This window comes from Halobaculum saliterrae, assembly GCF_009831625.1.
Lineage (GTDB): Archaea > Halobacteriota > Halobacteria > Halobacteriales > Haloferacaceae > Halobaculum > Halobaculum saliterrae.
The window spans coordinates 46,893-69,953 of sequence record NZ_WUUS01000005.1 but is presented as its reverse complement, the minus strand read 5'-3'; the positions used below and the strand labels follow the sequence as shown (position 1 = coordinate 69,953).

Below are 23,061 nucleotides of genomic sequence, written 5' to 3'. Positions count from 1 at the left end.
GTCGGCGGGCCCGTCGGGGTCGGCGTCGTCCGCGGTCCACGGTTCGATGCCCTGGTCTGCGGCCGCCCGCGCGATCGCGTGGGCGGCGGTCGGATTGGTGATGAACATGAAGACGATCAACAGCACGAGCTTGAGCGTGTCGACGCCCGTGTCGAGCGCGATCGCCGCCGCCCCGAGCGTGAGCACCGCCCCGAGCGTGTCGCTCTTGGAGGCGCTGTGGGCCCGGGTGTACAGGTCCGGCAGCCGGATCAACCCGACGGCGGCGACGAACGCGAAGAAGAGGCCGCCGAACAGCAGCGCGATCACGACCGCCTCGGTGACGGTCACCATCTACAGCACACCCCCGCGCTCGACGGTGAACTTCGAGATCGCGATGCTCATCAGGAAGTTGAGCAGCGCGTACACGAGCGCGATGTCGAGCGCGCCCGGCGTGTCGGTCGCGGCCGCGAACAGCGCCGCGACCACCACGGTGTTCGACCCGACGACGTTCACCGCGATGACGCGGTCCTGCATCGTCGGGCCCTTGACGGCCCGATACAGGACCACGATCGAGATGAGCATGAACCCCGCGGCCGCCGTCAACAGGGCGTCGGCGACGAGGCTCACTCCTCCACCTCCTCGCGCTCGTTCGGCGTCGGGCGTCGGGCGGCCGACCGGCCGTAGAAGACGAACCGGACGGCCCGCTCGAGTTTCCCGTCGAGGAGGTCCTCGCGGGCGCCGGCGGTCAGCGAGTGGATGGTGAAGTGTCGGCGCTGGACGTCGACCGTCAGGGTTCCCGGGGTGAGGGTGATGCTGTTCGCCAGCGTCGCCGCCGGAACGGTCGACCACACGTCGGCGTCGAACTCGACCACCTTCGGGTCGATCGGCAGCGACGGGTGCAGCACCACGTACGCGATCTGGAGGTTCGCCTTCGCGATCTCCCACAACAGGAACACCGCGTACAGGCTGAGTCGCCCGAACTGGGCGGTCAGCCGACGGGGTTCGACCGCGCCGGTGAACGAGACGTGCCACAGCGTGGCGGCGACCGCTCCGGCGGACACCGCCCCGGTGACGATCGTGTACGGCTTGAGCGACCACCCGGAGAGGAACAGATAGAAGCCCGCGGACAGGCCGAACAGCAGCAGGAACTGGCCGACGCCCGACCGGCGGGCGAGCCGTCCCCGTCGGGTTTCCCGCTCGACGGGCGCCTCCTCGACGTCGAGGCCCGTTCCGCGGATCTCCCGCTCCAACGCCGGGAGCAGCGGCGTCGTGCCGGTCGGTCGGTACTCTGGGTCGAGCACGACCCGGTCGACGCCCTTCCGCTCGGCGTATCCGGCGATCGCGTCGGTGTAGTCGCCGGGGCTGAACAGGTACTCGTCGGCGCCGACCACCGCGGTCTCGACGGACACGAGGGCGCCGCTCTCCTCCCGGTCCTCCTCGACCCACAGCTCGACCCGTTCGAGCAGGTCCATTGCCCGGTCGTGCTCGTCGCCGACCGTCCCGCGGCTGGACAGCGGGTACACGAAGTGCAGCGTCGACGGGTCGCCGGACTCGACGGCCTGTCGAACGACGTATCCGACCGTGTTCCGAAGCGTGCTCGACTCCTCGACCGGAACGACGACGTCGCCGGCGGGTTCGGCGTCCTGAGCCGGTTCAGGGTCCTCCGTGGGTTCGGCGTCCCCGTCGGTCACGGCGTCCCCCCCGGCCCGCGGTCGCCAGGCCGATCGCGGCGAGTGCGTCGGCGGTAGCTGGTTGGTATCACGGGATCTTGTGCCGTCGTTGGATTGAGCGGATCAAAACCGTTGTGATCCGCCGGACGTGAGCGCACGGGGACTGACACGATCTACCGCTCCCCCACGACGGTCGCGAGTTCGTCCGCGACCCGGAGCCCGAGCCCGAGCTTCGACCCTCGGTAGGCGTCGAACCCGTCCCGGCGGACGACGAGCGCGCGGGTGTCTGCCGCCCCCATCACGGCGGCGTCGTTGGCGACGACGAACGCGAGGCCGACCCGGTCGAGCGTCTCGCGCGCCCTCGCGGCGAGCGTCTCGTCGTCGCCGCCGGGCTCCGCCTTGAACCCCACGAGGGTGAGATCGGGGTACTCCTCGCGGACGGCGTCCAGCAGTTTCGGCGTGGGCGAGAGTTCCAGCGTCAGCGACGCCTCGCCCGACCGGATCTTCCCCTCGTGCTGGTCGACGGTGTAGTCCGAGATGGCCGCCGCCGAGATCAGCGCGTCTGCGTCGGCACAGGCCGCGAGCGCGGCGTCGGTCATCTCCGCGGCCGACTCCACGTCCACCACGTCCGCGTACGGCACGTCGCCCGCGTCGCCCGGCCCCCTCGCCGCGTCCGCGTCGTGGAGGAGGGTCACGTCGGCGCCGCGGACGGCGAGCGCGCGGGCGACCGCCCGGCCGGTGCGCCCGGACGAACGGTTCGTGAGCACGCGCACGTCGTCCACGGCCTCGCTCGTCGCCCCGGCGGTGACGACGACGCGGGTCCCGGCCAGCGGCCGATCGCCGGCGCGCGCCGTCGCAGTGACGATCGCGTCCTCGGTCGCGATCTTCGCCTTCCCCTCCTCGATCCGCGGGTCGACGAACTCGACGCCCCACGACTCCACGCGGTCGATCGCGTCCAGCACTCCGGGGTGATCGTACATCGGCTCGTGCATCGCCGGCGCGCACACGACCGGCACGTCCGCACCGAGCGCGGTCGTCGCACAGGTCGTGACCGGCGTGTCGTCGACGGCGGCGGCGACCTTCCCGACGGTGTTGGCGGTCGCCGGCGCGAGCAGCAGCACGTCCGCCCAGCCGTCGCGGCCGCACAGCTCGACGTGTTCGACGCGGCCAGTGATCTCGGTGACGACGTCGTGCTCGGTCGCGAACTCGACGGCCCACGGGTGAATGATCCCGGTCGCCGCGTCCGTCATCACCGCGCGGACCGAGGCGCCGTGGCGTCGGAGCTCGTGGGCGAGTTCGACCACCTTCACGGCCGCGATGGAGCCGGAGACGCCGAGCGCGACGTTGGTGTCGGCGAGGAGATCGCTCATTGGCGGGGGATTGGCGGGTACGGGTGGTAAATCCTCGCGGTGTCGGGGAGCGATCGCGGGAGGATCAGTCCTCGTACCACTCCGGGTCGACGCGGCCGAGGTCGTCGTCGACGAGGCTCGGGTGGGTACGCTGCCGATCGGGGTGTTCCTCGGCGAAGTACGCCCGCATCGTCTCCCGGGACTCGGCGGCGCGGCGTTCCTGCTCGGCGGCGGTGATCTCCTCACAGCCGGGCGGCACCTCCCGCCCGCGGTCGGTGAAGTACCCATCGGGGACGACCCAGTCGTGATAGAAGGGTACCTCGGCGTCGTGCAGCAGCGTGATCGCCGCCTCGGCGCCGTGGCCCGCGGCGACGACCGCCTGGTGATAGCGCTCGGCGATCCGGCCGGCGGCGTACACGCCGTCGACGGAGGTCCGACTGAGGGCGTGCTCCTCGGCGTAGCGCTTGCTCCCGGCGTCGCGAGCCTCGACGCCGAGCCCGTCGAGGTAGTCGAGGTCCGACCACGACGCCGCGACGACCCGCGCGGCCGTGACCGTGGCGCCGTCGTCGACGGCGGCGGTGAACTCGCCGGCCTCCCCGGTGACGCCCTCGACGAACCCGGTGCTGATCTCGGCGCCGTTGCGCTCTGCCTGCTCGCGGAGCATGTCCGCGAACAACCGGGGGTTGACGCCGGCCGGGAAGCCGGGGACGTTCTCCAGATGGGCGTTGCGTCGGAGGATCGACTCGTCGCCGTCGACGACGAGCGTCGCGAGGCCGGCGCGCGCGAGGAAGGTCGCCGCGGTGAGCCCGGCGACGCCGCCGCCCACGATGAGCGCGTCGTAGTCGGCGTCCGTGTCGAGTGTCGTGTCGGTCATGCCCGACCGGTCAGTTCACGCCGGCTTCAGTACCACGATCCGACCCGCCGTGGTGGATTCCATCGCCGGTGGGAGCGTGGGAAGGCATTTCCTCGTGAGTCCAGTACCCTGTGGTATGCCGACATACACCGTACTCGCGGACGCGAACGAGGCGCAGTTCCAGAACCCGCAGGAACTGGTGTCGATCTGGGGCGGCGTCCGGGAGGACATCGAGCGCCTCGGGGGCGAACTCCGGGCGAGTCACGCCCTCGTCGGCGAGTACGACTTCCTGCTCACCTTCGAAGTCGAGGACGAGGAGGCGGCCCTCCAGATCGCGATCGCAATCGAGGGGCACGGGCTGGACACCGAGACGATGCGCGCGGTCCCGATCGAGCGCATGGGCGAACTCGTCGAGGACCTCTAATCTCGGCATCGACAGCTTGGGGATCTCCCGCCGTTCACGAGACCGCAGGTCTCGCGAGCGCACAAATCGCGACGGTATTTGTGAACGCCGTTTTTCCGAGGTCTCGTTCGTTCCGCTCACCGGTGGGTGTTATGGGCGGCTCGGCACGGAGACCTCGCCGCCGTTCTACCGAGGCTCGTTCGTTCCACTCACTCGGCCTCGCTCAGTCCGTCGCGGGACCGGACCCCGCCAGCGTCTCGGCCTGCCGCTCCCTCGCTCGCTCGACGAACTCCTCCGGCAGCGACTCGATCTCGCCGGCCTGCACGCCCCACAGCTTCGCGTACAGCCCGTCGGCCGAAAGCAACTCCTCGTGTCCGCCGCGCTCGACGACCTCGCCGCCCTCCAACACGAGCACCTCGTCGGCGTCCTTCACCGTCGAGAGGCGGTGGGCGATGACGAACGTCGTCCGGTCCTCGGCGAGGCGGTCGAGGCTCCGCTGGATCAGCAGTTCGGTCTCGGTGTCGACCGCGGAGGTCGCCTCGTCGAGGACGAGCACGTCCGGGTCCTGCAGCACGACGCGGGCGATCGACAGGCGTTGCCGCTGGCCGCCGGAGAGCTTCACGCCGCGTTCGCCGATCCGGGTGTCGTACCCCTTCGGGAGGTTCGCGACGAACTCGTGGGCCTCCGCCGCCCTCGCCGCCTCCCGAACGTCCTCGTCGTCCGCGTCGAACCGCCCGTATCGGATGTTCTCGGCGACGGTCCCGTCGAAGAGGTAGGTGTCCTGACTGACGTAGCCGACCGACTCGCGGAGGCTCCGCAGCGTCACCTCGCGCACGTCGTGGCCGTCGACGCGGACCGCGCCGTCGTCCACGTCGTACAGCCGCATGAGCAGCTTCAGCAGGGTGGACTTGCCGGCGCCGGTGGGGCCGACGAGCGCGACCGTCTCGCCGGGGGCGACCGTGAAGTCCACGTCGCGGAGGACGAGTTCGTCCTCGTCCTCGTAGCCGAAGTCGACGTGGTCGTACTCGATCGCCCCGTCGACGTCGTCGAGGGCGACCGCGTCGGGCGCCTCCGTGACCGACGCCGGGATGTCCTGCAGGCCGAACACGCGCTCACAGGAGGCCTTCGCGTTCTCGTACTGCGAGACGATGTTCGACACCTCCGCCAGCGGCGTGACGAACCGCTGGGTGAGGAAGAGGAAGGTGACGAACGTCCCCGCCCGAAGCTCGCCGGTCAGCGGGCCCGGCGCCGTGCCGGAGACGATCCACAGGCCGCCGACGACGAACGTCGTCGCGAACGCGATCCCCGCGAACAGCTCCATCCCGGGGCGGTACACGTAGTTCAGGCGGAGCATCGAGAGCGTCTTGCGGAAGTAGTTGTAGGAGGTGTCCTCGACGCGGCTCGTCTCGTACTCCTCGGTTCCGGTCGTCTTCACGAGCTGGATCCCCCCGAGGGCGTTCTCGAGTCGGGTGTTGAGGTCGGCGACGGCCTCGCGCTGGGCGGCGTATCGCGGCTCGACCGCCTTCATGAACCAGTAGGTGAACAGCACCATCCCCGGGACGACGACGAGCGTCACCAGCGCGAGCTGCGCGTTGCGCTCGAACAGGACGATCCCGATCCCGAGCAGCATCACGCCGAGCCGGACGGAGTTCTGGAGGGCGTCGTCGAGGAACCGTTCGAGGTTCGTCGCGTCGTTGTTGAGGACGGACATGACCTCCCCCGTCTGCTTGTCGTCGAAGAACGTCATGTCGAGGTCCTGCATCTTCGCGTAGGAGTCCGTCCGCACGTCGTGCATGACGCGGTGGGCGAAGTTGTTCGCGGAGACCCCGTACACCCACGTCAGTGCGGCGGTCACCGCGAAGGAGCCGACGATCAGCCACGCCGAGAACCAGAACTGTGCCTCGTCGGGCGCGTTCGTCGGGAGCCACGCCGCGGGAACCAGCGGCAGCGTGAACGGCTCGTCGCCGGTGAACGCGGCGTCGATGGCGACACCCAGCACCAGCGGCGGCAGCAGGCTCGCGCCGCGAGCGATCACGTTCGCAGTCATGCCGACGAGGAGCCACGGCCACTTGTCGAGGCCGTACTCGGTGAACAGGCGATACAGCGGCCGGTCGACGCGGTCGCGGTAGACGTCGAAGGCGCTCTCCTCCTCGGCACTCATTACGTTTCGAAACCGCCGCGTGCGACTTAGGCGAACCGGTCCCGGCCGGATAGATCCCGCCGGAGCGGGTCGGTTTCAGCCGTGATACTCGGACGCATAGCCATTTACCTCACCGGGACGCACGGCGGCTATGAACGGCGTCGCGGGGACGAGCCGCTCGCCGCCCGAGGAGGGGGGCGCCGGCGACGGCACCGCTCGTCACGTGGACCTGCAGGCACTGGTGATCGACGCGTCGACGACGCTGCTGTCGGCGAACCCCGACGAGCTACACACGAAACTGACGTGGACGCTCAGGAGCGTCGCGACCGGGCTGGGAGCGGAGTACGCGGGCGTCCACGAGGTCCCGGACGGGAGCGGACAGTCGGACCGGGGACGGGGGCCCGGGACGTTCGAACGACGCTACGGGTGGCACCGCGACGACATCGAACCCGAGGAGCCGTTGCCCACGGCCATCGGCTCTCTGGTGAACGAGGCGCTGGGGCGCGTCGAGGGATCCGACGCGGTTCGCGTCGCCGGAGCCGAAGCCGGGGCCGCGACCGCCGAGGGGCAGACTGCGAACGACGCGAGCGACGGAAGCGACTCCGACGGGTGCCTTCTGGCGGTTCCGATCGTCCGGGAGTACGAGCTGTGGGGCGCGCTCGTGTTCGCCGGGCGATCCGGCCGCGATCGCTGGGCCGACCACGAGGTCGTGCTCGTTCGGTCCCTCGCGGACATGATCGCCGCCTCGCTGGAACGGATGGAGCGGGAGCGACACCTCGCCGCGCAGAACGACCGCCTCGACGAGTTCGCGTCGGTCGTCGCTCACGATCTCCGGAACCCGCTGAACGTCCTCACCGGCTCGCTCGACATGGCCAGACGGACCGGCGACGACGAACACTTCGACCGCGCGAGCCGGTCGGCCGACCGGATCGACGAGATAATCGACACGGTGCTGGGACTGTCTCGGTCCGGACAGGACATCGGGGAGACCGAGATGCTCGGTGTCGGGTCGGTCGCCCGGACGGCCTGGGAGGGTGTCGCGACCGACGGCGCGACCCTCGTCGTCGACGCGCCGGGCCAGTACGACGCCGACAGGCGGCGGCTGACCGACGTCTTCTCGAACCTCTTCCGCAACGCGATCGAACACGGCGGCGACGACACCGAGGTCACCGTGGGCGGCCTGTCGGACGGTCGAACCGGGTTCTACGTCGCCGACGACGGGCCGGGGATGCCCGACGACATGGGCGACCCGTTCGACCAGGGTCACTCCGGTGAGTCGGGCGGGACCGGGCTGGGCCTGACGATCGTTCGGCGCGTGGTCGAGGCGCACGGCTGGAGCGTCGACGTGACCGACAGCGAGGCGGGCGGCGCCCGGTTCGAGGTCGTCGTCGAGCCCTGACCGGCTGGGCGCGGGGGAGACCCCGCTACCCGACCAGCCAGATGACCGGAAGCAAGGTCGCCGCGGAGGCGACGGTGGTCGCGAACACGTTGACGGAGGCGAGGCCCTCGTCGCCGCCGAGGGCGCTGGCGTACACGAACGTCGAGACCGCCGTCGGCATCGCGAACATGACGGCGCCGGCGCGGACCGTGGAGGGCGCGCCGCCGAGGGTGGAGAACACGGCGAACGCGATCAGCGGCATCGCGAGGAGTTTCATCGCCGTCACCGCGCCGACGGTCGGGTAGTCGATCGAGACGCCGTCGAGCACGAGCGACGCGCCCACGCCCAACAGCGCGAGCGGCAACGCCAGCTCGGCCAGCCACGACAGCCCCGTCGTGACCGCCGCCGGCGGCGCCCACCCGACGGCCGCCGAGGCGATCCCGGCGCCGAGCGCGACCAACACCGGGTTGCGGAGGAGCGAGACGGCCTCGCTCGCGAGGTCGGCGTCGGCGTCGTTCACCAGCGAGAGGATCGTCACCGTCGCGGGCACGTGGACGAGCGCGCCGACGCCGAGGATCACGCTCGCCTTCCCGGCCTCGACGGCGCCGGCGCCGAACGTCGCGGCGACGAGCGGGAGCCCGAGGAACCCGAGGTTCGCGTGGTACGACTGGACGACGGCGACGCTGCGGCCGGCGGGGTCCGGTCGCCGTCGGTGGACGACCCAGCTAAGGGCGATCCCGATCCCCAGGGCGCCGACCACGCCGGCGACGAGACGGACAGACAGTAGCTCTCCCAGCGGCTGCGCGTACGTCGAGCTGTACACGAGCGCGGGCAACGCGAGGTAGAAGGCGGCGTCGGTGAGCGCGTCGCGGCGACGCGGCGTGAGCAGCCCGACCCGCCGGGCGGCGAGGCCGGCGGCGAGCAGCGCGAGCATGAACGCGAGGTTCGAGACGACGGACACGGGAGTCGGCGGAACTGCGCAGTGGCGACGGTTTACCGTTGCGTTCCCGGACGAGCACGCGGGACGACCGACGGCCTCCGGAGGACGACGAGGCCGAGAACGTTACGGCTACTCGTCGATCGCCCGCCTCGGGGTGACACTCGGTCCGTTGGGACCGAACCCGACCTCGGCCTCGACGCCGAACACGTCACGGAGGAGCTGTTCGTTGATGACCTCGTCCGGCGGTCCCCACTCGTACGGCTCGCCGTCCTTGAGCGCGATGAGGTTGTCCGCGAAGCGGGCGGCCTGCCCGATGTCGTGGAGCACCACGCAGACGGTGACGCCGTAGTCCTCATTCAGCTCGCGGACGGCGTCGAGGACGCGGAGCTGGTGGTGGAGGTCGAGGAACGTCGTCGGCTCGTCGAGCAACAGCGCGTCTGTCTCCTGTGCGAGCACCATCGCCAGCCAGGCGAGTTGGCCCTGCCCCCCGGAGAGATCCCCGACCGGCCGGTCGGCGAGGTGCCCGACGCCGACGCGCTCGATCGCGCGGTCGACAGCGCGGTAGTCCTCCTCGCTCATCCCGTCGAAGAAGCCGCGGTGGGGGTACCGGCCGTGGGTCGCCAGCTCCCGCACCGTCGTCGACCCCGGAGCGGCGTGGTCCTGCGAGAGCAGGCCGAGCCTCCGGGCCAGCTCGGTCGTGTCGTACTCCTCCACGTCCCGGCCGTCGAACGTCACCGCCCCGCGGTCCGGGGACAGCTCCGCGTTCATCGACTTCAACAGCGTCGACTTGCCGCTCCCGTTCGGGCCGATCAGCGCCGTGATCTCGCCGGCGGGAACCTCCAGTCGGTCGGCCTCGACGACGGGGTCGCCGTCGCCGTACGACAGCGCGACGTCGCTGATCGACAGCGGCGGCGAGTCCTCGGGGGCGTCGCTCGTCGTCGCAGGGTCAACGGGTCCGGTCTCGCTGACCCTGCTTCCGTCGTTCCCCGTGTGGTCGGCCGCCGGTTCGACCGGCTCGACCGCGGCGCCGCCGTCGCCGCGGGCGGCATCCGCCGGGGCGTCCGTCCCGGTATCCGTGCCGTCGGTCCCGTGTGTGTCGTCGCGAGTCATAGGTCCCCCAGCCCGTCCTGCTTGCGCATCAGGTACAGGAAGTACGGGCCGCCGATGAGACCCGTGACGATGCCCACCGGGAGCTGTGCGGGCGAGAGCGCCAGCCGAGCACCCACGTCCGCGAGCGTGACGAGCGCCGGGCCCGCGAACACGCAGGCGACGACGAGGCGCTTGTAGTCGGAGCCGACGAGCTGGCGGACCATGTGCGGGACGATGAGGCCGACGAAGCCGACGATGCCGGCGACGGCGATCGCGGTACCGGCCGCCAGCACCGCGACCGCCGACAGCGCGAAGCGAACGCGCTCGACGGACATCCCCAGCGAACGGGCGGTTCGCTCGCCGAGCAGGAGGACGTTGAGCTGTCTGGCTCCGACGAGCGTCAGCGGCACCGCGATGAACGTCCACGGGAGCGCCATCCGCACTTGCTCCCAGTCGACGCCCGTGAGCGATCCGGTCGTCCACGCGATGGCCGACTGAACGACGCCGAGGTCGTCCGCGAAGAAGAACAGCGCCGTCTGGAGCGACCCGAACACCGTCGAGACGATGACGCCCGCGAGGATCAGCCTGACCGGGTTGGTTCCGCCCTTCCACGCGATGGCGTACACGAGGACGAAGGCGACGGCGCCGCCGCCGGCGGCGACGAGGGGGAGGAACGCGGCGAGTCCGGTGAAGACGATCAGCGACAGGAGGATCGCCAGTCCCGCGCCCGCGGAGACGCCCAGGATGAACGGCGACGCGAGTTCGTTCCTGGTGACCGCCTGGAAGACCGCCCCCGAGACAGCGAGGTTGGCGCCGACGAGCACCCCGACGAGCACCCGCGGCATCCGGATCTGCCAGACGATGAGCGTCTCCTTCGGAAGGTCGACCGTCGCCGTCGAGAGGCCGAGCCCGCTCGCGACCGCGTTGCCGAACCCCTCGCCGAGGAACAGGCGCAGGAGCACCTGCGGGTTCGTCCACACCAGCGGGTCGAACACCGCGGACCACGCCGTTCCGACGGACATCGTGAACGCACCGAAGCTCACCTGCACGAGCCCCGACGCTACGACGACCGCCGTGCTCGCGACCATCACGGTCACCAACGAGGCGTCGAACCACTCGAACCGGCTCTCCACCTCGGGGACCCTCGTTCGCGTCTCACCGGCCACGACAGATCCCCACGCGTTGCATACACTTTAGGCCGACCTAAGTATTGAAAAGCGTGTCGAAGCGGGCGACACGGATCAGGACCGGCCGGGGACGCTGGTCAGGCCGGTCGGGTCGTCGCTCCCGTTCGTCGTCACCGTGAGCGTCCACCGACCCTCGTCCCCTCGATCGACGGACGTGACGGCGATCGAGCGGACGGACGCCCGGCGGAACAGCGAGACGACGACCGGGAGCGTTACGAGCCGGTCGTCGCCCGCGAGCGCGTACCCCTCGAGGTCGACGTGCCACCGGCGCGCCGACGCGTCGATGTCGACCGACGGCGCGGACACCTCGTAGGAGCCGAGCATGCCGGCCGACTCCAGTTCGGCGAGCGCCGCGGCGACCGGGTCGTCGTCCTCCAGGTCGGGAACCGGCATCCGTTCGCCCGCGGCACACAGTACGTCGACCAGCTCCGGGCCGTCGAGGCGGGCGGACAGCTCCGCGGCGATGCTCCCCAGCAGCCGGAGACAGAGGTCGTCCGGCTCGTCGAGCTCCTCCGCCGACTCCAGGTACGTGTCCATGATAGCGTCCTGTAGGGCCGTGTGCGGCGAGTCGGCGATGGCCTCGAACACGACGCCGGCGACCGTGTGGCAGTAGTCGATCGCCGAGCGCGCGGTCGCGTCATCGGCGACTCGCTCGGGTCCGTTTCCGGGTCCGCCTTCGGCGTCGGCGCCGGCGCGATCGGGTGGCGTGATCTCATCCGTCACTTGGCAGGCGATCACGTCGTACACCGGGAGCTGTGGGTCGTATCGGCGGAGGGCCGCGCGGTACTGCTCGGTGCTCCGTGCGGCCGCCCGCGCGGTCGCCCGCCCGTCGAAGGCGAGGCCGTCCGCCGGCACCGGCCGATCGCCGGTTCGCGCGCAGATCAGCCGGAACTCGCCGGACGGGTTCGCGAGCGACTCGATGTGCCGTCTGAGGTCGCCGAGGGTGGTTCCGATCATCCGTTGAGTGTCGCGAGTCGGGGTGTCGTGGGCTGTTCGGGAACTGACGGACGGGGTCGCGCGCGACCGGGCCGGACGACGTCAGATATCGCCGGTGACGACGTCGGCCACGCGCCCGTGGTCGAACACCTGTTCGTCCTCGGGGGTCTCGCCGACCCCGCGCCACTCGCCGAACTGCTCCGGGTAGAACTGCTTGGCGGCGATCTCCGTCTGGAAGAGGTTGATGATCGGCCCCTGGTAGGAGGTGCCGCCGCGGTAGAGCCGCTCGTTCCGGACTGCTGAGAGCTGGCTCCCGACCGGATCGTCTCGCATGCGCTCCATGCGCGCCTCGAACTCCTCGGTCGAGACGTGCGAGAAGCCGTACTGGAACAGGAGCACGTCGGGGTCGACCTCCAGGAGCTGTTCGTAGTCCCACTGCGCGTAGCTGCCGTCGATCTCGTCGTCGAACGCCCCGCGCATCCCCAGATCGCGGTACTGCTTGTGGCCGTTGCCGCCGTGGACCGGGTACGCGTAGAAGGAGCCGTCCTCGAAGTCGGAGTTGACCGACAGCAGGCCGACGCTCGGTCGCTCCCCCTCGGGAGGCAGCTCCGAGCGGACCGTCGAGAGCGTCTCGTCGTGGACTTCCTTCAGCGCCTCGTATCGCTCGCGCTCGTCGAACACCTCCGCGATCGTCCCGAACGCCTCGTACAGCGAGTAGTATGGGTAGTCGTGCCAGTCGTCGCCGCGGCGCCGGATGGAGTTGCCGACGATGGGGCCGACGTTCTCCGCGATCTCCGCGAAGTCCTCGTCGCTCCAGTCGTCGTCGAGCAGCTGGATGAAGTTCGGGTCGAACAGGTGGACGTCGGAGTCCAGCTCGTAGAACGCCTCCTTGTCGATGTCGCCCTCGCCCATGAGCTGCGGGACGTCCGAGAGGTCGACGTCGACGTCGGGGAGCGCGTCGAAGAAGCCCGTCGGCCAGTTCTCGGTGTAGATGAGGCCGCCGAGACCGTCGAGCTGGCCGAGCGCGATGGCCATGTCGCCGTAGGTACTGAAGTACGCCATCCACCGCTCGGGCGGGCTCTCGAACCTCACCCCGCCCATCGGCTCCATCGTCACGGTGTAGGAGGGGTCCTCGGTCGTTCTGGTCGGCGTGTCCACGTCGCCGCCGGCCGTGTCGGTGGCGGGGTCGCCGTCGCTCCCGCCTGTACAACCGGCGAGGAGACCGCCGCCGACGACCGCGCCGCCGTACTTCACGCAGTCCCTGCGCGTCGGTGTCCGGTCCGATGGTTCGTTCTCGACCATACTCGATTCGGCCGGCCTAAACAATATAGTGGTTCCGATCTTTAGGCTAGCCAAAAAAGCCGTCCCTGACCCCCGATCACTTGCCGGTCTCCGTCCCCGGCGGTCCCACCCGACCGTCGAGGTACCCGCGTATCGCGTCGTCGTCAAGTTCGTCGAGCAGGTCCGCAGGGTCGTGCGCGTCGGCGACGGCGGCCGGGTCGAGGTGACCCGCGAGGGCGACGTGTCCCCGCTCGGTCCGCCGGGCGACATCCTCGTCGGAGACGTACTGGGCCAGCCGGTTGTCGACGAAGGACTCCCGGACCCGCCGGAAGCGGTCGGAGGCCGGGTCGACGGGGGCGTCCTCGCCGTGGTGATCGTCGAACCACTCGCGCCAGCGGTCGCGGTCGGCCCACTCGTCGTCGCGCGCCGCCTCCCGGCGCAGCCAGTCGTAGCCCAGTGCGGCCTCCTCCCACCAGCCGTCGTCGATGCGGGCGTCGGCGACGACGCGGCGCGCGACGCGGGCGCCACGGCCGGCCGCGACGACCGCCTGCATGTCCGCCTCCTCGGAGGGGGAGGCGACGTACAGCCCCTCGACCGGGGTCGTCCCGTCGCGGTCGGCGTAGTCTCGCACGAACGACTCGTGGATCTCCCCGCCGTGCTCGTACTCCTCGAACATGGCGTCCTCGTCGTCGAGGCCACGGAGGTACTCCCCGTCGTAGCGTGTCGCTGCGACGACGCGTCGAGCCGTGACGGAGTCGCCCTCCTGCGGCGTGACGATGAACCCCTCGCGTTCGGAGTCGTCGCCGTCGGGGTCCCCGGAGCCTGCACGCTCGACGGACTCGACCATGTCGTCGATGACCGCGGCACCCGCCGTCTCGGCGTGATCGTGGAGCAAGCCGTACAGCGTCTCGACGTCGATCCCCTCGGGGAACCCCGGGTAGTTCTCCAGGTGCGCACACCGGGCGATCGAGGAGCGTCCCCGGTCGAAGACGACCGTGTCGAGACCACGGCGGGCGATGAACACGGCGGCCGTCGCGCCCGCGGGCCCGCCGCCGACGACCGCCACGTCGCGGTCGGCCATTCACTCCTCCCCGGCGACCGCCTCCGCGACGCGCTGGCGGTCGAACAGCCGCTCTCCCTCGGGGATCTCCGGGTACGGGCCCCCGTGCTCGTACTCCGGCCACTCACCGAACTGCTCGGGGTACAGCTGCTTCGCCGTCATCTCAAGCTGGAAGAGGTTCATCAGCGGCCCCTGCACCGGGGTCCCCGACGGGTAGAACCGGCCGTTCTCGATCGCGGTCAGCTCCCCGCCCACGGGGTCGCCCGCGATCGTCTCCCGGATCGACGCCACGTCGTAGTAGGATGCGATGCCGTATTGGTGGAGGATGACGTCCGGGTCCACCTCCAGCAAGGTCTCGTAGTCGTACGTCGTGCCGAAGCCGGCGTCCGTGCCGGCGAACGCGTCGACCGCGCCCAGCGGCCTGACGTGGGCGTTCGCGAACCCGTCGGCGTTTATCTGCGACGGGTAGAACGTTCCGTCGACGAATATCACCGACGCCACAGACGGCCGCTCCGACTCGGGCGGCAGGTCCGACTGGATCCGGTCGATCATCCCCTCGCGGACCGCGGCCAGTTCCTCGTAGCGGTCGGACGCACCGAACACTCGCGAAACCCGCTCCGCGATGTCCCACAGCGTGTAGTACTCGTAGTCGTCGCGCCACTCCTCCGGGGGCTCGCCGTGCGTTCGGCTGTACGTGTTGCCGAAGAACGGCGCGACGTTCCCGGTGACCTCCTCGACGTCGGCGCGATTCCAGCCGTCGAAGGAGTCGAGCAACGCGGGGTCCATGAGGTGGAGGTCCGAGTCCAGTTCGTAGAACAGCTCCTTCTCGACGCGGATCTCGCCGGACCCGGTGTTGAGCTGCGTCAGGTCGCCGTAGTCGAACGAGACGCCGTCGAGGCGTTCGTAGTAGGCGTCGAGGGTGTTGCCGCCGGCGGCCGCGTCGAAGCCAAGCGAGTTCACCGCGTCGCCGGCGCCGTACGCCACGGCCATGTCGGCGTACAGCAGGCTGTACACCGAAACGCTCGACGGGACGGACTCGAACGACACCTCCCCGACCGGCGCCATCGAGACGGCGAACTCGTCGCTTGCGGCCGTCGTCTCCTCGGGGGTCGCCTCGGTCGTCGACGCCGTCGCGGTCCCCGTGGCCGCCTCGCTCTCCGTCGATCGCTCGTCGCTTTCGCCCGTACAGCCGGCGAGCAGTCCGCCGGCGACGACCGCGCCGCCGAGTCTCGCGAACTCGCGTCGGGACGGTCCGCTGCCCTCGGTTGAATCGGTCATACGAACGCGGTTCGCCCAGCCACGCATATGGCTTTCGGTCGGCCTAAAAAATTATCAGCGCGGCGACCCGCTGACTGGCACATCGGCGCGCCCGGCGGAGTCGCGTTGCCCCAGTGAGGGCACTCGTCCTCCTCGGGCGCGGTGATCGCGTCGACGGCCGTCGCGGGGTCCCGTTCGTCGGTTGACCCGGCGGCTCAGTTCAGGCCTCGCCCCGGACCGCGGCCGCGAGGTCGTCACGTGAGAACAACTCGCCCGAGAACTGCTCGGGGAACAGCAGGTTCGCGAACCGTTCGAGGTTGAACAGGTGCTGGAGGGGGCCCTGGTAGATCGGGCCGCCGCGGAAGACGCGTCCCTCCCGGACCGCCGTCAGTTCCGAGGCGACGTCGTGGTCCTCCATGAAGGAGACGACCGTGTTCCGGAACTCCTCCTCGGTCTTGGTCTCGTGGCCGCGGACGAGAAGCACGTCCGGGTCGACCTCGAGCATGGTCTCGTAGTCGATCTGACCGCGGTCGTTCGTCGAGAGCCCGCTGACGCCGGTGCCCGCGAGCGCGTCGGAGATCCCCAGGTCGCGGAACTGCTTCTTGTTCGTCCCGCGATCCGTCAGCCGGTAGGGGGAGAACTGCTCCGGCTGGTCCGTGGCGCCGAAACACAGCAGGGCGTTCGGTCGCTGATCCGCGCTCGGGAGACTCGCGCTCACCTCCGCGATGGCGTCGTCGTGGACCGTTTTCACGGCCTCGTAGCGGTCGGTTCGTTGGAACACCTGCGCGACCTTCTCGAACGCCTCGTACAGCGTGTAGTAGCGGTAGTCGTGCCACGGGTCCGTCCGCCGGAAGATGGTGTTCCCGATGAACGGGCCCACGTCCTCGACGACGGTGTCGACGTCGGACCGTTCGAGCTTGAAGAACCCGTTGTTGATCAGCCACTCCGGGTCGATGAGGTGCACGTCGCTGTCCAGCTCGTAGAACAGCTCGCGGTCGATCGCGAAGGAGTCGCCCAGCAGCTGCGTCGGCTCCTCGTTCACCGAGACGCCGTCGAGTTCGTCGTAGTGGTCCGTGTAGTAGCGGGCCGTGTTGCCGACCGCGAGCAGATCGTCGCCCTTGCCGAGCGCGGCCGCCATGTCCGCGTACCCGGACTCGTAGACGGTGAACGTCTCCGGAACAGTCTCGAAAGTCACGTCGCCGACGGGTGCCATCGTCACCGTGTAGCTGGTGTCCTCGGGCGGGGCCGTCGTCGTCGCGTCGGGTTCCGTGGTCGATCCGTCCTCGTCGGACTCGGGGGACTCGGTGCCGTCGTCTCCGGAGCCGGCACAGCCGGCGAGGCCGGCCGCCACCGCGCTCGCGCCCGCACCGAGCAGCGTTCTTCGGTTCAGGTCCATACCGTTTCGGCCAACCTAAACAAATAAAAGGCCGTCGATTTTTTGGGAGGCCAAAACGATCGGGGCCGTCGGTGTCGTCGTCCGCGCAGCCCGAACCCTTACCTCTCGGCCGCCGGATCCGGTGACATGGACGAGCTCGTCGTCTCGACGGACGTGTACGTCGCCCCCGAGGAGGCGTACGAGTTCCTCGTGGACTTCCCGCGCTACGAGCGGTACACCGAGTACCTCGACCGCGTCTCGCGGACGCGCGGCGACGGGGGCCCGGGGTCACGCTACGCGCTCCGGTTCGCGTGGTGGAAGCTCACCTACACCGCCCGCTCGGAGGTGACGGACGTGGACCCGCCGACGCGGATCGACTGGCGGATCGTGAAGGACATCGACGCGCACGGATCGTGGCGGATCGAACCGTTGGAGGAGCTTCCGTCGGACGCCCCCACCGACGCCGAGGAGGGGTGTCGCGTCACGTTGGAGATCAACTTCGACGCGGACTCCGCCGACTCCTCGTCGGTGTCGCTGCCGCCGCTGGTCTCGTTCGGGTGGGTCCTCGACCGAGTGAAGGACCTCGTCACGGAGGAGGCCGAGCGCGTGGTCCGCCGGGCGGTCTCCGATCTTGAGGGTCGCGAACGGGACGTACGCCTCGACGTTCGGGACGACACGGAGTCGCTTTGAGCGGTCCGCCCCCCGGAGCCTGATCGGTCGAACCGCCGACCGCCCGACTGCGCCGACCCGGCGTCGGAACACCCCCTCGCATGGGCTGTCGAGACTCCGGAACGCTCATTCGCCTCCGACGAACAGGGGCGTCCATGCAACAGGTGGTCGCGCCGTGCGAGTCGTGATCGTCGGCGCGGGACAGGTCGGCGAGAGCATCGCGGCCGATCTCGCGGACGCCCACGACGTGGTGATCATCGAACGGGACGAGGAGCGCTGCGAGGAGCTGACGTACGCGCTGGACGTGTTGACGATCAACGGCGACGGGACCGTCGTCTCGACGCTGGAGGAGGCCGGTATCGGGGACGCCGACATGATGGTCGCCTCGACCGACGACGACGAGACGAACATCGTGGCCTGCTCGACGGCGAAGGCGGTCAGCGACGCGTTCACGATCGCCCGGATCAAACACACGGAGTATCTCCGGACGTGGGAGCGCTCACGCAAGGCGTTCGGGATCGACTTCATGGTGTGTACGAACCTGCTCACCGCCGAGTCCATCGTCAGGGTCATCGGCCTGCCGGCCGCCCGCGACGTGGATCCCTTCGCCGACGGCATGGTGCAGATGGCGGAGTTCGTGGTGAGCGAGGAGAGCCCGCTCGTCGGCCAGACCGTCAGCGAGGCCGACCGCTTCGACTCGCTGACGTTCGCGTCGATCATCCGCGAGGACGAGGTCGTCATCCCCCGCGGGGAGACGCTGATCGAGGCGAACGACCGCATGGTCGTCATCGGGTCGCCGGGGAGCGTTCGCGGCTTCGCCGCCGACGTGGCACCCGAGGAGCACGTCGGAACCGGCGAGGAGGTCGTCATCGTCGGCGGGTCGGAGATCGGCTATCACACCGCCCGTCTGCTCGGCGAGCGAGGCTTCTCCCCCCGGCTGATCGAACAGGACGAGGACCGCGCCCGGAAGCTCGCCGAGGAACTCCCGGAGACGGTCGTCATGCAGTCGGACGCGACGGACGTGGGGTTCCTCGAACGCGAGCGCGTCGGCGACGCGGACGTGCTCATCGCGGCGCTCGACTCGGACGAGAAGAACCTCCTGTCGTGCCTGCTCGCGACCCGCCTCGGCGTCGAACGGACCGTCGCGATCGTCGACCAGACGGCGTACGTCGACCTGTTCGAGACGGTCGGCATCGACGTGGGCGTCAGCCCGCGGGCGGTCGTCGCCGAGGAGATCACCCGGTTCACCCAGGAGAGCGGCGCCGAGAACGTCGCCCTCATCGAGGACGACCGCGCGGAGGTGATGGAGGTCGAGATCGACGCCGACTCCCTGCTCGTCGATCGACCGATCAGCGAGTCGATCCACGACTTCCCGCCCTGCCTCGTCATCGGCGCGATCACGCGCGACGGGGGACTCGTCACGCCGCGTGGTGACACGGTGATCCGCGAGGGCGACCACGTCGTCGTCTTCTTCGAACAGAGCGTCGTCGACGAGATCACCGAGAAACTGTAGCCCCGTCCGGGAGCCGCTCCACGGCCGACGGGGTCGCTACTCCACGGTCAGCGTCCGCTCCGGCATCCCGCCCTGAAGCGCGCCGAAGGCCGTCTCGTACCCCTCGTGGCGGGCGATCTGCGGCCACACCGTCGGCGTCAGCGTCAGTTCGTCGCCGGACTCGACGCTCGCGCCCGCCAGCGCCGCCCCGTAGTGATACGAGAGGTCGGGGTCGAGCGTCCGGGCGAGCTCCCCGGAGAACGACTCCTCCCCGTCGCGGGCGAGCGTCGCCTCCAGCCCCATCGCCGGGATCAGCATCCGGTTGTACGGGGTTCGAGCCGACACGGCGAGGTACCGTCCATCCGCGTCGATCCCCTCGGGCGACTCCTCGAGGACCGTCGCGACGAGTATCGCGTCGTTGCTGTTCACGTCGCCGAGGACCTCGCCGGGAAGGTCGGCGACGGGCGGCGCCGTCCCGTCGGGGATCATCTCCATCTCCATGGGCTCGACGGCGTCCCGGTCGCCCGCGTTCTCCAGCGTCCGGAAGGAGATCTCGTCGCGTGCGGACTGGCTGTACTCCATCTCGACCGCGACCTCCGCCGGGTCGCCGAAGCGGTCGCGGAACTCGCCCGTTCGGCGGGTGCGGACGCCCCCGACGGAGACGTTCACGGTGTAGGTGCCGTCGCCGTCGAGCCCGAAGTTCCCGCCGTAGTGGGTGCCCATCGGCTGGGAGAGCATCGGATAGATCACCTCCTGTGAGACGAGCGAGCCGTCCTTCTCGACCTCCACCGAGACGCCGGTCTCCGGCAGGACCGTCCCCGTCTCGGGGTCCCAGACGCTCGCCATGAGATGTACGTCGTCGTCGGAGCCGACGTCCGTCCGCTCGACCGACTCCCCGTTGACGTTCCAGAAGCGGTGCGCGTAGGAATAGAACACGGCGACCCGGTAGTCGCCCGCCTCACCCGTTCCGGCCATGGTCATCCCCTCGACGTGGCTCGGGAGGTAGACGCCGTCGGGCCGGTCCTCGACGAGCGGCGGCTCGCCGGCGATCCCGTCGCTCGATGAGAGTTGAAAGCCGAGGCATCCGGAGATCCCCCCGAGCGCGGCGGCCGACGCCGTCGCGGCCGCGCTCCCGAGGAACGTACGTCTGTCCATACCCGGGATCGGTGACGGCGACGAAAGGGGGTTCTGGTACACCTGTCGAATCGCCGTTCGGCCTTCGAACCGGCGGTACGGCGGTCGAACACACGCTCCGGGGAAGGGTCTGGGTGGAAGGGTTCCGACCATCGCCGAGGGCCTCCGGGTCGTAACCGAGTTATGCCCGCCGGGTGTCGGGGCGAACGATGAGACGGATATCGACTGTCGCCGCGTTCGTGGCGGCGTTCGCGGTCGGAACGGCTCCCCAGCGCGCGATCGCGCACCCGGGCCACCCCACGGCGACCCCGAGCGGACCGCTCGCCGGGGCGTCCCCGACCGGGCTCGGGATCGTCCTCGCGGGAGTGTTGTTCGTTTCTGGCGTGCTGTTGCTGGCCCACGAGGACGTGCTCACCGACGGCACGCGGGGCGTCGGCGTCGCCGTCGGTGCCGCACTGACCGTGATCGGAGCGGTCGTCGCGTTCGTCGAGTTCTGAACGGGACCGCTCGCGGCATCGGTCACGTGTTGTGTTCTCTGCCGGGGACTCAACTCCCGGTGCCGTCGGGCGTCGGGAGCGCACGCAGCGACCGCGGCGGGACGAGGAAGTAGCCGCGGTGACGCAGGAAGATGTACTCGAGGATGCCGTTGTTGACGCGCTGTCGGACCGCCGGGGTCGCCTCCGTCGCGTCGACGCCGTTCATCGAGCGCCTGACGGTCTCGAACTGGTCGATGGAGCGCTGGAGCGACGGGAAGTGGAGGCTCGCAACGTCCCCGTCGGCCGACTCGAAGTGGCGGCGAAGCAGGAGCGGGTTCCCGTCCGCGTCGCGGTTCTTCCGCGCGGCCTTCTGTGCGTGGCCGACGCGGCCGTACTCCGTCGCGTCCTCGACGACCGAGTCGAGGAAGCGGTCGATCCCCGAGTCGTCGCCGAGGTTCGTCCCGACGCCCTCGACGAGGTCTCCCGCGGCGTGGCCCGGCGAGAACAGCTCCATCACCCGCTGGTCGCGGTCCTGCTCGCCGTACCAGTCGGCGAGGCGCTGGCGCCAGTTGCCGACGGACTTCGTCGTCCCCTCGGCGAACGGCCCCTCGCCGATCGCGACGGCGTCCTCGGTCGCCTGGTTCCCCCGGAACCCCGCGATGAACCCCATGAACAGCGGCGCGTCCTCGGGCACGGGGTTCGGCTCGGGCACCCCCGAGAGCTCGTCGGCCTTCTCGTGGGGCATCCCCGGGTCGAAGAAGCCCGTCCGACGGTCGGCGAGTTCGAGCGCGTCGGTCAGCGCCGAGGGGAACGACACGCCGTTGGCCTCGTCCGCCTCCCCGAGGAGCGCCTCCTCGGCCGCCAACAGCGCGTCCGGGCGGTCGGACGCGAGGTGGACGAGCGCGTCCTGCGTGTCGAACTCGGGGGTCTCGTAGTCCGCGAGGGGCGTCGGAGCCGGGAGCGACACGTCGTCGGGAACCGCCAGATCCGCCTCGAACCGGTCGAAGTACGCCGGGGAGTACGCCGCCGAGTGAAGCAGTCCCTCGTGGCTCCAGGCGTACGCCTCGTCGAGCGCGTCGAGCGCGCCCCGGACCGTCTCGCGGTCGGCCTCGCTCGGCGGCCCCTCGGCCGGCAGTGAGAGGTACAGGAGCGTCTGGTGGCGGGGGAGTTGCCAGTTCCCCGCGTCGTCGGTCCGGACGTGGTCGTTCCAGCCGTACTGGCGCTCGGGGTGACCGTCGGCGCCGTCGCCGGTCGGCACCGGCTCCTCGTCGTCGAGGCGGTCGACGCAGGCGGCGAGGCCGGCGGCGCCGCCGACGGCGACGGCGGCCTTGAGCGCCTCGCGCCGCGACAGGCCGTCGAGCGACGGATCCGCGGAGTCATCGCCGCCCGAGAGTTCGTCGGCGGCGGGGCCGTTGGCGTCCGCGTCTGTCATACTCGCCCTAGCGGGGTCGCGGAGAAGGGGGTTGTGGTGCGGGCGTCGAACGCGGGGGTCGACATCGGACCGTATGGCCTACTCCAGCAGCGCGTCGACCAGCCGAGTGAAGCGGTCGAGCAGTCGATCCGGGATCGACGGCTCGATCCGACGGAGGTCTCGGACGGTCGCCTCGGCATCCGTCAGCGCGAGCGTGACCCGGCCGCGCTCGTCGCGGCACTTCTCGACCACCCCGGCGTCCGTGAGGCCGTCGAGGTGCCACTCCAGCGTGCTCCGGGCGACGCCGATCCCGTCCGCAACCGCCCCCGGGCGGGCGGGACCGTCGAGCAGTTCGAGCACGGCGTCGCGGGCGGTCTCCCGACGAAACAGCGCGAGACGGCGACGTTCGGGAGGGTCGACCGCGGGGTCGAAGTAGTGAGTTCGGCCGGAGACCTCCTCGCCGACGACGCGGTCGTCGCGGTCGAGCCGGCGGAGGTGGTACTGCGCCTGTCCGGGCGCGAGATCCAGCCGCCGAACGAGCTCGTTGAAGTGGATACCGGGGTGTGAGCGCACGTACTCGGCGATACGTTCGCGCGTCGACCGACCGGTCGGCGGGACGGCGGGGTCGCTCACGACGACACCTCCGACCCGACCGACCGTGCGTAGTACACCGCCGCGACGACGAGCGCCGCCATCACCACGTCGAGGAGGTGTTCGCCGAAGTGGTGGGCGTCGACGCCGACGAGGCCGAACGCGGCACCCGCCGCGAGGCCGGCCCGCGCCGCGAGCGCGCCGAGCGCGAGCGCGACCAGCAGGTACGACCGGGAGCGCCGGCGCAGGAACGCGGCCAACCCGAGCCCGAGCAGTCCCGCGCCGGCGACGCCGCCGAGGGCGACGACGACCGCGTAGGAAACCCCGTGAGCGCCGGGGACGATATGCTGGAGGCTGTCCATGTCGGAGGGTGACGCCGGGGCGACTTCAC

The 23,061-nt window shown here is 70.3% G+C and carries 22 protein-coding genes and 1 pseudogene; 5 read left to right on the top strand and 18 right to left on the bottom strand.

Annotation, left to right across the window (positions count from 1 at the left end):
* Positions 1 to 12 precede the first annotated feature (12 nt).
* The 5 genes and pseudogenes from mnhG to GRX01_RS08940 form a co-directional block, all read right to left on the bottom strand.
* Positions 13 to 327 (bottom strand): annotated as a pseudogene (mnhG, locus tag GRX01_RS08960) (monovalent cation/H(+) antiporter subunit G); the annotation flags it as partial.
* A 3-nt stretch (positions 328 to 330) separates the two neighbouring features.
* Complete coding sequence (locus GRX01_RS08955) at positions 331 to 606, bottom strand: cation:proton antiporter (protein ID WP_321167993.1); 276 nt, start codon at positions 604 to 606, stop codon at positions 331 to 333.
* A complete protein-coding gene (locus tag GRX01_RS08950; protein ID WP_321167992.1) occupies positions 603 to 1,670 on the bottom strand; it encodes a monovalent cation/H+ antiporter subunit E in 1,068 nt (355 codons plus the stop codon). The genes GRX01_RS08955 and GRX01_RS08950 overlap by 4 nt, the downstream gene beginning before the upstream one ends.
* Before the next feature lie 152 nt (positions 1,671 to 1,822).
* Positions 1,823 to 3,019, bottom strand: a complete 1,197-nt coding sequence (coaBC, locus tag GRX01_RS08945; protein WP_159665928.1) for a bifunctional phosphopantothenoylcysteine decarboxylase/phosphopantothenate--cysteine ligase CoaBC — start codon at positions 3,017 to 3,019, stop codon at positions 1,823 to 1,825.
* A 64-nt stretch (positions 3,020 to 3,083) separates the two neighbouring features.
* Positions 3,084 to 3,872 (bottom strand): NAD(P)/FAD-dependent oxidoreductase, encoded by a 789-nt coding sequence (locus tag GRX01_RS08940; protein ID WP_159665925.1) that lies wholly within the window; start codon positions 3,870 to 3,872, stop codon positions 3,084 to 3,086.
* Positions 3,873 to 3,987: 115 nt separating this feature from the next.
* Between GRX01_RS08940 and GRX01_RS08935 the strand changes: the two genes are divergently transcribed.
* Positions 3,988 to 4,275 carry a GYD domain-containing protein gene (locus GRX01_RS08935; RefSeq protein ID WP_159665922.1) on the top strand — a complete coding sequence of 96 codons (288 nt, stop codon included), beginning with the start codon at positions 3,988 to 3,990 and terminating at the stop codon, positions 4,273 to 4,275.
* A 202-nt stretch (positions 4,276 to 4,477) separates the two neighbouring features.
* Here the strand turns inward: GRX01_RS08935 and GRX01_RS08930 are convergent, their stop codons facing one another.
* On the bottom strand, positions 4,478 to 6,415 hold the full coding sequence (locus GRX01_RS08930; RefSeq protein ID WP_159665919.1) for an ABC transporter ATP-binding protein: 1,938 nt from the start codon (positions 6,413 to 6,415) through the stop codon (positions 4,478 to 4,480).
* Positions 6,416 to 6,545: 130 nt separating this feature from the next.
* On the opposite strand from GRX01_RS08930, the gene GRX01_RS08925 reads away from it, so the two are divergent.
* Positions 6,546 to 7,793, top strand: coding sequence for a sensor histidine kinase (locus GRX01_RS08925; RefSeq protein WP_159665916.1), 1,248 nt, complete (start codon positions 6,546 to 6,548; stop codon positions 7,791 to 7,793).
* 25 nt (positions 7,794 to 7,818) lie between these two features.
* Here the strand turns inward: GRX01_RS08925 and GRX01_RS08920 are convergent, their stop codons facing one another.
* The 8 genes from GRX01_RS08920 to GRX01_RS08885 form a co-directional block, all read right to left on the bottom strand.
* On the bottom strand, positions 7,819 to 8,733 hold the full coding sequence (locus GRX01_RS08920; RefSeq protein WP_321167991.1) for an AEC family transporter: 915 nt from the start codon (positions 8,731 to 8,733) through the stop codon (positions 7,819 to 7,821).
* A 108-nt stretch (positions 8,734 to 8,841) separates the two neighbouring features.
* Positions 8,842 to 9,822, bottom strand: a complete 981-nt coding sequence (locus tag GRX01_RS08915; RefSeq protein ID WP_159665913.1) for an ABC transporter ATP-binding protein — start codon at positions 9,820 to 9,822, stop codon at positions 8,842 to 8,844.
* Positions 9,819 to 10,889 (bottom strand): FecCD family ABC transporter permease, encoded by a 1,071-nt coding sequence (locus GRX01_RS08910; protein WP_159666531.1) that lies wholly within the window; start codon positions 10,887 to 10,889, stop codon positions 9,819 to 9,821. Before GRX01_RS08910 ends, GRX01_RS08915 begins: the two co-directional genes overlap by 4 nt.
* 153 nt (positions 10,890 to 11,042) lie before the next feature.
* Positions 11,043 to 11,945 carry a DUF7551 domain-containing protein gene (locus GRX01_RS08905; RefSeq protein ID WP_159665910.1) on the bottom strand — a complete coding sequence of 301 codons (903 nt, stop codon included), beginning with the start codon at positions 11,943 to 11,945 and terminating at the stop codon, positions 11,043 to 11,045.
* A gap of 81 nt (positions 11,946 to 12,026) precedes the next feature.
* A complete protein-coding gene (locus GRX01_RS08900) occupies positions 12,027 to 13,226 on the bottom strand; it encodes an ABC transporter substrate-binding protein (RefSeq protein ID WP_159665907.1) in 1,200 nt (399 codons plus the stop codon).
* A 76-nt stretch (positions 13,227 to 13,302) separates the two neighbouring features.
* Positions 13,303 to 14,286, bottom strand: coding sequence for an NAD(P)-binding protein (locus GRX01_RS08895; RefSeq protein ID WP_159665905.1), 984 nt, complete (start codon positions 14,284 to 14,286; stop codon positions 13,303 to 13,305).
* Positions 14,287 to 15,543, bottom strand: coding sequence for an ABC transporter substrate-binding protein (locus GRX01_RS08890; protein ID WP_159665902.1), 1,257 nt, complete (start codon positions 15,541 to 15,543; stop codon positions 14,287 to 14,289).
* 199 nt (positions 15,544 to 15,742) lie between these two features.
* Entirely contained in the window at positions 15,743 to 16,918 is a 1,176-nt protein-coding gene (locus GRX01_RS08885; RefSeq protein WP_159665899.1) for an ABC transporter substrate-binding protein, read from the bottom strand.
* A gap of 126 nt (positions 16,919 to 17,044) precedes the next feature.
* Here GRX01_RS08885 and GRX01_RS08880 point away from each other — a divergent pair, with 126 nt between their 5' ends.
* Both GRX01_RS08880 and trkA read left to right on the top strand, forming a co-directional pair.
* Positions 17,045 to 17,587, top strand: coding sequence for an SRPBCC family protein (locus GRX01_RS08880; protein ID WP_159665897.1), 543 nt, complete (start codon positions 17,045 to 17,047; stop codon positions 17,585 to 17,587).
* A gap of 154 nt (positions 17,588 to 17,741) precedes the next feature.
* On the top strand, positions 17,742 to 19,079 hold the full coding sequence (gene trkA / locus GRX01_RS08875) for a Trk system potassium transporter TrkA (RefSeq protein WP_321167990.1): 1,338 nt from the start codon (positions 17,742 to 17,744) through the stop codon (positions 19,077 to 19,079).
* Positions 19,080 to 19,115: 36 nt separating this feature from the next.
* Here trkA and GRX01_RS08870 read toward each other — a convergent pair whose 3' ends face one another.
* A complete protein-coding gene (locus GRX01_RS08870; RefSeq protein WP_159665894.1) occupies positions 19,116 to 20,213 on the bottom strand; it encodes an iron transporter in 1,098 nt (365 codons plus the stop codon).
* A 188-nt stretch (positions 20,214 to 20,401) separates the two neighbouring features.
* Here GRX01_RS08870 and GRX01_RS08865 point away from each other — a divergent pair, with 188 nt between their 5' ends.
* Positions 20,402 to 20,689: a hypothetical protein gene (locus GRX01_RS08865; RefSeq protein WP_159665891.1), complete on the top strand. Its 288-nt coding sequence runs from the start codon at positions 20,402 to 20,404 to the stop codon at positions 20,687 to 20,689.
* Positions 20,690 to 20,738: 49 nt separating this feature from the next.
* Here the strand turns inward: GRX01_RS08865 and GRX01_RS08860 are convergent, their stop codons facing one another.
* The 3 genes from GRX01_RS08860 to GRX01_RS08850 form a co-directional block, all read right to left on the bottom strand.
* Entirely contained in the window at positions 20,739 to 22,100 is a 1,362-nt protein-coding gene (locus GRX01_RS08860) for a DUF7405 family protein (protein WP_233740963.1), read from the bottom strand.
* Between the two features lie 78 nt (positions 22,101 to 22,178).
* The gene (locus tag GRX01_RS08855; protein ID WP_321167989.1) at positions 22,179 to 22,712 is read right to left on the bottom strand and encodes a winged helix-turn-helix transcriptional regulator; all 534 of its coding nucleotides are present in this window, start codon (positions 22,710 to 22,712) and stop codon (positions 22,179 to 22,181) included.
* Positions 22,709 to 23,032, bottom strand: coding sequence for a DUF7471 family protein (locus GRX01_RS08850; RefSeq protein WP_159665889.1), 324 nt, complete (start codon positions 23,030 to 23,032; stop codon positions 22,709 to 22,711). Before GRX01_RS08850 ends, GRX01_RS08855 begins: the two co-directional genes overlap by 4 nt.
* Positions 23,033 to 23,061: the final 29 nt, after the last annotated feature.